Below are 7154 nucleotides of genomic sequence, written 5' to 3'. Positions count from 1 at the left end.
CTCCATCTCCCAGTCGCTTTCTCGCCCAGCAGCTTCTTCAATTGGCTATTCTCCGCTTCCAGTCGCTGATCCGCCGTCTGTGCCTTCGCACCGTTTAATCCTTGGCGACCCGCCGCCAGAAATTGCTCTTTCCACCGGTAGACCTGGTTTTCGTTGACCCCGTGCTGGCGAGCAATCTCCGCCACGCTTTGACGCTCGCTCAAGACTGCCAGCATGATTGCTAATTTTTCCTCAACGCTCCAACTCTTGCGTTGCTTCCCCATCATGACCTCCACTAAAAGTCTCTTCAGTTTGACTTCTTATGGAAGAAATTCGTGGGGCATTACCATTCCAGAACTCATGATGGCCTCCTCTATTTGCAAAAAGTACTCGGCGTCCATACCTATGGGTTTAATGCACGGAATGATTCATCCTGAAAAACGATTCCAATCGCATCGGCTTATTTAATTGGAGGGATTAGCGCGGATTTTGGTTTTCTTAAGCTTGTGCAAGGTGGTGCGGAGATCGTCCGCTTTCATCCCTGAATTTTCAGATTCCCGAATCAACTTTTTCCAAGTGCTTTATTGGCTTACCCTGATCGCGCGGTGCCCTACAAACGTAGAAGCGGAGGCCCCGAAGGAGCCTCCGTTCGATACCGCAGGGTAGGCGGGTCTTAGCCGATCACCACCGTCAACTGCTCGTAATGATCGACCTTGGTCTGGGTGCGCTGATACTTCTTGTGCAGCTTGTCGACCTTGTACTTGATGAAGCCGATCTGCTTGAAGCCGCCGTTCTGGGTCCACTGGCTGACGAAGCTCCAGGAACCGCTGGTGGTGGTCGAACCGGTGTAGGTATAGCCGCCGCTCAGTTTGGCCATGGCCTGACGGTCCAGGGTCTTGCTCAGGTCCAGGTCTTGGATGGTGGTGGTGCTCATGGTCGTGTCCTCTTCAAAGGGTTGGGAAAGTTTGTTTCTGTACGACCTGAATAGAGCAGGCTCCATGCCAAGATGAAAGATAATCGGCTATAAATTCATAATTATATGATTATCAATGGTTTTATTGGTTTGATTGCCGACAAGAATCCTGTCACCGGTTTCTCGGGATGAGAAATAATGTTGCCTGTAATAAAACTAATTTGAGATTAGTTGGGATGAGAGTGGCTTATTGGCAAGCCGCATATTGGCGGGGCCGACTGGCCGATTCTGAACATGCCTACGCCAGACGCCATGCCAGCATTTCTCCGGCTCGTAGCGGGATCAGCTCGTCGTCGTCGAATGGAAAGGAGGCGGGTACGACCATCGGTTGGCGGTGCAGGGTGATGGTTCCCGTGTTGCGCGGCAGGCCGTAAAAATCCGCGCCGTGGAAGCTGGTGAAGGCTTCCAGCTTATCCAGTGCGCCGACCGAGTCGAAGGTTTCGGCGTACAGCTCCAGCGCGGCGTGGGCGGTGTAGCAACCGGCACAGCCGCAAGCGGTTTCCTTGCCCGAACGTGGGTGAGGGGCGCTGTCGGTGCCGAGGAAGAATTTGGGATCGCCACTGGTGGCGGTTTTGATCAGCGCTTGTCGGTGGCGCTCGCGCTTGAGCACTGGCAGACAGTAGTAATGCGGTCGGATGCCGCCCTGGAAGATGGCATTGCGGTTGTAGAGCAGGTGATGGGCGGTGATGGTTGCCGCGACCGTGGCCGGCGCTGCCCGCACGTAGTCCGCCGCATCCTGGGTGGTGATGTGCTCCAGCACGATTTTCAGCGCGGGAAAGTCGCGAACGATCGGGTTCAAGACCCGGTCGATGAACACCGCTTCGCGGTCGAAAATGTCCACATCCGGGTCGGTGACTTCGCCGTGGATCAACAACGGTAAGCCTTGCGCCTGCATGGCTTCCAGCACTGGATGGATTTTGCGGACGTCGGTTACGCCGGAATCGGAATTCGTGGTCGCGCCAGCCGGGTAGAGCTTGCAGGCGTGAATGTGGCCGGAAGATTTGGCGCGAGCGATTTCGGCTGGTGAGGTGTTGTCGGTCAGGTACAGCGTCATCAGGGGTTGGAATTCCAGTCCTTCAGGTATCGCGTCCAGAATCCGCGCCCGGTAGGCCAGCGCCTGTTCGGTCGTCGTTACCGGCGGGCGCAGATTGGGCATGACGATGGCGCGGGCGAACTGGCGGGCACTGTGCGGCGCGACCGCGCGGAGGGCCGAGCCGTCACGCAGGTGCAGGTGCCAGTCGTCGGGGCGGGTGAGGGTGAGAGTATCCATGCGGGTTTCCGGTTGAGGCGAGGACGGTTCGGCGATGGATTATAAGCTTCCGGGTTGCCGCAAACCGCAAAGTACCGGCTCATGCCATCTGTGGGTTAGGTGCCTTTGGAACTTGCCGTGGGTACCGCCAGTTCGATCGACACATCGTCAATTCGATGACTGGCCTTGCAGTAGCGGAATGTATTCAGGACTGTCGGAAATGGTGTTGTGGCTCGTGCCGGTGACAATCTTCAGTACTGCAATTCCGTCACGAAAAGCTGTGAATAGCGATTCGGTGCTGGTGCGTGGAATGACTTCATCGTGTTCGGCTGCCATGACAAGCGTCGGGGCGTCGACCCGCGCCGCGTATTTCCAGGATTCGAACTTGTCCAGCAGCAGCCAACGCACAGGTAAGTACGGAAACTGGTGTGCGGCGAGTTCTTGGATGCTGTCGAAAGGGGTGACAAGGACCAGGCGGGCAACGGGTCGCAGACTGGCTAAGTGAACCGCGACGCCGCTGCCCAGACTACGGCCCACGACCACGATGTTCGGGTGCTCGGTACGGATCTGATCGAACAGAGCGAGAGCATCGGCGAAGAGTGCGGCTTCGGAAGGTTTGCCTGAACTGCCTCCGTAACCTCGGTAGTGCATCAAGTAGATGGCGTGGTCGGGGAAGGCCGTTGCAAGGCTGGGCAGGTTGAAGGAGACATCCTCCGCGTTGCCGCCGAAGTAGATGAGCGCATTCGGGCCGTTGTGCGGGCGGGTGGTGACGAGCACCTTGGCTCCGTCTACTTGCAAGGTGATCATGACCACGCCACGGTCAAGCGATCGTGGTTGCGGAAAGTAGATCAGTGAACGCTGAAAAATGAACAGGGCGGCGCATAATCCGAGATAGATAAACGTGACACTGGTTGCCAGTGTGAGCATGGTGCGTGACATTAGGGTTAAAACAGAGCTTGTCGGTAAATTATAAGCTTGGCGAGAAAATTATCCGATAGCAAAACACGTTATTAGATATTTTTGCTAAAGAATTCAAGAGTATTATTTAAGAAAATGTCCTCTTCAAGAGAGAGGATATTCTTGAAAAATGGTCGCTTTTCACCTTGAGTGATATGAATATCCACCATTTTTGCGATTTGCCTTTTTTCCCATAGGTCAGCCCTTGAGTAATAGTCTCTTATTTCAAGTACTTCACCTCTATTAACTAGCGGCTCTAATTGCTCTAAAACTGATCTGCCAATATAACTGCCTGCGTTTCTGCGTAACTTGCGAAAATATTCGAATAAGATGGGCTTGTTCTTGAATCGCCCACTACCAAAAAAAACGAACAATATACACAAGAATGAATTCAGAAGCCTCGCCAGCTATTAACCATTTTTTTTAGCTGATTAGTGATATCAATAACTTCATCGCCAGAAAATAGATTTTCGTGCTTACAAATGATATCTAGAATATACGGTATAAACTGAGGAAAATTATTTAGCAGTGAAACCAATTGAGTCAAAATATAAGATTTTTTCTTGGGCTATACTGGCTTTGGCTAATTGAACAAACTTTTTTTGGTTCAATTACTTATTGATTTTTTGGATTTCAATAAGCAATTGCTCCGTGTCAATAGACAGTAGTTTTTCAGATTCGCCTTTTTGTTAACTTGCGAAACTTTGTTGGAATGAGTCCAGAGTATCCTCGGATGATTTTAGGTATATTAAATTTAGAATTTAGAATGCTTTCTTCAACTGATGGCGTCTCTTCTGAAGCAAGGATAGTTGCTGTTAAGTCTTCCTCGTCTTTTTAATTCTGAGACATCCTTAATTTCAGTCTTGCTGGTATTAATAAACAAACCTTCTTTGCTAAGACGATCAACAAGTAGTGATAACCAATGGTGAGCGGTTGCTGAGTCTTTTGCAAAAAATCCTATAGTCATCAACAAATCGGCAAAAANTCGATTTTTTGCGAAATTAGATAATTATCTACCTCTATCAAGGATGCTTCAGAAAGAATTCTGCTCGCATTAGATCCAACAGGTAATCCATATGAATCTCGGTTTGACCAAAATAAAAAGAAGCTCGTTTTATTTGTGACACCACTTTTTTTTATCTGCATCTGGACACGAAGAAAGAATGCATTCAAGGCGATGGAGATTTAGGCGGTCATAAAAAATTAAGAAATATCACATGAAAACTACAACATTTTATATTTTTTTATTTTTTTAGATTTTTTTTTGAAAACATGCTCTCGAAAATGATGTGTAGTTATAGTTAGGATCAAATAGGTATCCTTTTTTGTGGGGAGAATCTATAGGAAAAAAATATGTTTTTTTGCTCTTGTTGATCCGCATTTTTTTCTACTTTTATCAGCTAGCTGCAATACTAAAGCCAAATATTTCATTTCATCTAATGGCTGTATATGTGCACATTTTCGAAAATCAAATAGTTCCTTTTTTTGGAAATAGTACGTGCCCGATTGGCGAGACCTTTAGTGATTTTAAATTATTTTGCTTGAACGATTCTTTGATCTCTTGTTTTATCTGATCAAGTATCTTGTCTTTAATCATTTCAAGTTCAAATGGTCTTGCAAAGATTTCTATGTCTGTAAGAACCTTCTTTTCTTTACGTTCTCTATCGCTAGCGAAATTGCATCTTGAATCTTCATGGTTTAAAAAAACGATCAAATTACTTTGTGTGGATGCTCTAGATGATTGTGTGGTTTCATATAACATGCAGCTCTTCCTTGGAGAGGAGTCATCAGTTCTACCGTAGAGGTAGATAGGTTCTTATAACGAACTCCGAGCGGGGGGGTGATAAACAGTTTCCGCATGATATAGTGCAACTTTAGCGTAGCGGTCACGAAATTCCAGGGCACTGTTTCGGATAGATGACACGAAAGATACGGGCCAACGCACCACCCTGGATGGCTGGCCCGCGTGGTTGCTCAGGCGCTCCCCTTGTTGGATGCCTTGGAGGGATCGAGCCGCGCCGCTGCCTCGGCAGCGGTCTCGTAAAGCTGAGGCGCAAGATCGCGCTGGCGCAGGGCATCGCCAAGCTGGGCTCGCAGAAAGGTGTTGGTGGTGTAGCGGGTCACGCTCAAGTAGAGCTGAACCACGTCGCTCACCATGTCCATATATTCCTGCATCAGTTCCGGGGTGATCGAGAAATTATCGTAGTTGACGATCGCGAATACCTTCTTGCCCAACGGTTCGATCCGGTTGCGCACCGCCGCCCGGATGCGTTCGATATCCTCGTGGCTGCGGATCGCCAGGCCCTCGAAATTCAGGAAAAATCGGTTTTTGACCGGATCGTAGGACAGACGCTGATCGAGTGGCCGCACCGCCAGCAGGTCGTGCAGGCCCATCGGTCCTTCCTGGAAAATGCGGGCATCCATGAGCTTGAGTTGAGGGCTGATGGCGGGTCGAAATCCCATCTTTGCCAGCACGTCGCGCTCCAGATCGACCCCCGGCGCGATCTCGATCAGTTCCGGCCCTTCCTGGGTCAAACGGAACACCGCCCGTTCGGTCACGTACAGCACCGGCTGCTTGCCGCGATAGGCGACCTCGCCGCTGAAAGTGCGTTGCTCGACCGCTTCGATGAACTTGGCGGTGCCGCCGTCGCGCTGGATGTGTAACTGACCGTCCTCCACCGTGATATCCAGCCCACCGGCCGTGAATGTGCCGGCGAACACCACCTTCCGGGCATTCTGACTGATGTTGATGAAGCCGCCGGCGCCGGCGATGCGCGGGCCGAATTTCGAAACGTTGAGATTGCCCTGCCGGTCGACCTGAGCCAGCCCCAGCACCGCGATGTCCAGCCCGCCGCCGTCGTAGAAATCGAACTGGTTGGGCTGATCGATGATCGCCTGGACATTGGTGGCGGCGCCGAAATCCAGCCCGCCGGCGGGAATGCCGCCCACCACGCCCGGTTCGGCGGTCAGGGTCAGCAGATCGATGATCTTCTCCTCGGCGGCGATGCTGGCCACGCCCTCCGGCATGCCGATGCCGAGATTGACGATGGCGTTCATCGTCAGTTCCAGCGCCGAACGACGGGCGATGATCTTGCGTTCGCTCATCGGCATCGGCGCGATCGAGGCCAGCGGCACCTTGATCTCGCCGGAAAACGCGGGGTTGTATTGAGTGGCGAAGGTTTGCCAGTGATGTTCCGGCGGAGCGACCACGATGCAATCCACCAGAATACCCGGCACCCGCACATCCTTGGGTCGCAGGAAACCGTGCTCGGCCACTCGCTCCACCTGGGCGATGACGATGCCGCCGGAATTGCGTGCCGCCATGGCGATGGCCAGCGATTCTAGCGTCAGCGCCTCCTTTTCCATCGTCAGATTGCCGTCGACGTCGGCGGTGGTGGCGCGGATGATGCCGACATTGATCGGAAACGCCTTGTAAAACAGATATTCCTGACCGCCGATTACCATCAGTTCGATCAGATCCGCCTCGGTGCGGGTGTTGAGCTTGCCACCGCCGTGGCGCGGATCGACGAAGGTACCCAGCCCGACCCGGGTCAAGGTCCCCGGCTTGCCGGCGGCGATATCGCGGTACAGATGGGTGATCACGCCTTGCGGCAGGTTCCAGGCTTCGATCTTGTTGTCCACCGCCAGTGCTTGCAGCTTCGGCACCAGTCCCCAATGCCCGCCGATGATGCGCTTGACCAGCCCTTCGTGGCCGAAGTGATTGAGGCCACGAGTTTTACCGTCGCCTTGGCCAGCGGCGTAGACCAGGGTCAGATCGCGAGGTTTGTCCAGCATCGGTACGTCGGGGGTCAGATACAGTTCCTCCACGGCGCGGGCGATATTCTCGGCGAAGCCGGTGCCGACAAAGCCGCTGGTGGCCACCGTGTCGCCGGGACGGATCAGACTTACGGCCTCGCGGGCATTGACGACCTTGCCGCGTTCGGGAATGTGCAGGGAGGTGAGCAGGGGATGCGGCATGAGATGTCCCTCATTGAT

The 7154-nt window shown here is 52.5% G+C and carries 6 protein-coding genes; all 6 read right to left on the bottom strand.

From position 1 onward, the window contains the following. On the bottom strand, positions 1–266 hold a 266-nt coding region (locus E4P82_RS16270), incomplete at its 3' end, for a transposase (RefSeq protein ID WP_246327633.1). A gap of 386 nt (positions 267–652) precedes the next feature. Beyond that, the gene (locus E4P82_RS16265) at positions 653–913 is read right to left on the bottom strand and encodes a hypothetical protein (protein WP_169249866.1); all 261 of its coding nucleotides are present in this window, start codon (positions 911–913) and stop codon (positions 653–655) included. A gap of 277 nt (positions 914–1190) precedes the next feature. Beyond that, positions 1191–2222 (bottom strand): dihydroorotase, encoded by a 1032-nt coding sequence (gene pyrC, locus E4P82_RS16260; protein WP_169249865.1) that lies wholly within the window; start codon positions 2220–2222, stop codon positions 1191–1193. 147 nt (positions 2223–2369) lie between these two features. Next, complete coding sequence (locus tag E4P82_RS16255; protein ID WP_169249864.1) at positions 2370–3140, bottom strand: alpha/beta hydrolase; 771 nt, start codon at positions 3138–3140, stop codon at positions 2370–2372. Positions 3141–4626: 1486 nt separating this feature from the next. Beyond that, positions 4627–4920 carry a hypothetical protein gene (locus tag E4P82_RS16250; RefSeq protein WP_169249863.1) on the bottom strand — a complete coding sequence of 98 codons (294 nt, stop codon included), beginning with the start codon at positions 4918–4920 and terminating at the stop codon, positions 4627–4629. 212 nt (positions 4921–5132) lie between these two features. After that, a complete protein-coding gene (locus E4P82_RS16245; protein ID WP_169249862.1) occupies positions 5133–7136 on the bottom strand; it encodes an acyl CoA:acetate/3-ketoacid CoA transferase in 2004 nt (667 codons plus the stop codon). Between the last annotated feature and the right edge of the window lie 18 nt (positions 7137–7154).

Source organism: Candidatus Competibacter phosphatis (genome assembly GCF_012939995.1).
GTDB lineage: Bacteria > Pseudomonadota > Gammaproteobacteria > Competibacterales > Competibacteraceae > Competibacter > Competibacter phosphatis.
This window is presented reverse-complemented; position numbering and strand designations above follow the sequence as displayed.